The organism is Paraburkholderia sp. A1RI_3L, from assembly GCF_048957895.1.
Taxonomy (GTDB): domain Bacteria; phylum Pseudomonadota; class Gammaproteobacteria; order Burkholderiales; family Burkholderiaceae; genus Paraburkholderia; species Paraburkholderia kururiensis.
In genome coordinates this window covers 1-2,199 of record NZ_JARCHA010000049.1, presented here as the reverse complement: position 1 = coordinate 2,199, position 2,199 = coordinate 1, and the positions used below count along the sequence as shown (strand labels likewise).

The window sequence follows — 2,199 nt, the reverse complement described above, 5'->3', positions numbered from 1 at the left end:
GTTTTCCTATTGCTCGGGTGCCGGATTCGAGAGGCCGAAAACAGCGTCGGCACTCACGTGCGGCTGACCGGGAACGCCGCCCATCACTGCTCCATAAATCGAGAAGCGCCAGATCGTTCGCGAAGGTGCGTCGGGGTCCTGCGCGGCGCGATAGGCAAACGTCCCCGCTCCGAGCGTGACATCGAGCCGTTCGCCCCAGCGCGTGTTTGCAAACAGGGTCTCAAAGCTCGCCGCACCAACCGGATTAAAGAACTCGGCACGCACCTGATTTGGTGGTGCCAGGTCCGCTTTCCAGTGATGCCACGCAAGCCCGACCATCAAATACTCGCACAGACGGGTGACAAGGCGACTGTCGAGTGGCAGTGCGATGTGCGGCACCCATCGTTGGGCGTACTCCCCGCGCCACTGTCGTGTCCATGCATCGACGAGGTCCTGCCGAAGGCGTGCATTGTGGTGGAGGCGTCCTAGCACAAGTTCGTTGAGCGTGCGGGTCGCCGCGGCGTGCCGCGCGCCAAACGGCAGGACGGTCAACAAGTGATGCTCAATGCGTGACTTTTCGTTGTTACATTTGTTGCAGGCAGGGACCTGTGGCAGGCGATCGTGCTCCGATGGCAGGAAAAAGCCCCGAGCGATTACGTGGTCACCCGTGTCGGACGCGCCATCGCGGCCACAGTACACGCAGCGCTTACCTCGATATCGCTTGCTGCCCATGTCGTTTTCCCTATTCCGCAAAGACTTCCTGCAAGGTCCGCAGGGTATCCAACAACGTTTTATCGGCAACTGCACCCTCTTTCTTAACCAGGCGCACCTTGTCCACTGCGCGAATCTGATCCAGAAGGATCAAACCTTGTTTGCGCTTGAACGTCACGGGAATCCGAAACGGCGCTGGACGCCCTTTGGAAGTCATCGGCGCGACGATGACAGTGCGCAAGTGGTCGTGCATTTCCGGAGGTGAAACGACGACACAGGGGCGCGTCTTTTGAATCTCACTACCAAGCGTCGGATCGAGCGCGACTAACCAGACTTCCCCGCGCATCACCACGCAAGCTCCGCGTCATCGGCATTCGAAAACTCGCCCATGACCAGCGCATCGTCGCCGCTCTCGGCCAGAGCCTTGCTTGCTTCCGCCCAACCCTCACGGGCTTGGTGCTTCGGGCGCCGCAGAACAATCGCGTCGCCCTCGACCTCCATTTCCACTTCGCTCTCCAGCCCGAGCTGCGCGAGGACGGGCTTCGGAATCAGCACACCCTGCGAATTACCCATTCTGCGAATCGTCGTTCTCATGACACTCTCCAAAGTAATAACAATGTTACGCCGCACAGCCGCAACTGTCAATACAATGTTATTACAGAAAGCGGCCCGCGCTCCGCCCGTCGCACCGGGTCGCGCCAACTGCCTGTTCGGTGTAAAGCGTCCATCGCTGCTTCTAAATTACCCCTGCGACAATCGCTCCTAGTCGAACCGGATCGGCGTCGATCAATCGCTTTGTTGCTGTCAGTGTTTCGTGCCCAAGTAGCTCGTTTATGTGTCGAAGATCGAATCCGAGTCGATGCAAACGCACCGCAAAAGTTCGGCGTCCTGACATTGCACTTGCTCCCTCGATGCCTGCCTGAGAGTGCAGCTTGCGGAACAGTTGACTCATGGAGTCACACGAGTAACTGATAGCCCCGGTGGAAGTCTTTCGCGTCGTCAAGCGGTACGGCTTGCCGTCGCCCGTAAGAAACACCGGGGACTCTGGATCAAGGCCACGATATGCCGCCTTACGCGTGGTGATGCCGTGTCCGCTCTCCACGCGATAGGCCAGGTACTTGTCGATTGCGTTGACCACCTTGGTATTGGACCACCAGAGCGGGCGCTCCTTGCCGTTGTAAGCGATTTCTGCGGCGATCTTGGACTTCTCAAGCAAAGAGCCATCGCCTTTGAGGTATGCCGAAACCGGCAGGCGTGCAACCTCTGTGAGCATCATGCCTGTGCCGTATATGACCATGAGCAATGCGACGTTGCGCTCGCGGCTCTCGCCTGAAATGGCCGAGACTTTCAGCAAGTGCTTTAGGCGAGCATCCTCAACGTAGGGAGTTTTAGCCATTCTTTTTCGAATCAAAAAGCGCTTTATTCAGAGGTTAATGTCGTCAGCGTAGCCGTCAATCACGCGGGACGCAAGGTGGGACGGGAAAAGCTCGGAAAAAGCCGGCGCGGGAA

The 2,199-nt window shown here is 58.2% G+C and carries 4 protein-coding genes; all 4 read right to left on the bottom strand.

What is annotated here, in order from left to right; genetic code table 11:
* Nucleotides 1-6 precede the first annotated feature (6 nt).
* On the bottom strand, nucleotides 7-711 hold the full coding sequence (locus tag PXJ20_RS32790; protein ID WP_421032851.1) for an HNH endonuclease: 705 nt from the start codon (nucleotides 709-711) through the stop codon (nucleotides 7-9).
* A gap of 10 nt (nucleotides 712-721) precedes the next feature.
* Nucleotides 722-1,042, bottom strand: coding sequence for a type II toxin-antitoxin system PemK/MazF family toxin (locus PXJ20_RS32785; protein ID WP_007183024.1), 321 nt, complete (start codon nucleotides 1,040-1,042; stop codon nucleotides 722-724).
* On the bottom strand, nucleotides 1,036-1,284 hold the full coding sequence (locus tag PXJ20_RS32780) for an AbrB/MazE/SpoVT family DNA-binding domain-containing protein (RefSeq protein ID WP_421032852.1): 249 nt from the start codon (nucleotides 1,282-1,284) through the stop codon (nucleotides 1,036-1,038). Before PXJ20_RS32780 ends, PXJ20_RS32785 begins: the two co-directional genes overlap by 7 nt.
* A 142-nt stretch (nucleotides 1,285-1,426) precedes the next feature.
* Nucleotides 1,427-2,086, bottom strand: coding sequence for a tyrosine-type recombinase/integrase (locus tag PXJ20_RS32775; RefSeq protein ID WP_421032853.1), 660 nt, complete (start codon nucleotides 2,084-2,086; stop codon nucleotides 1,427-1,429).
* Nucleotides 2,087-2,199 lie beyond the last annotated feature (113 nt).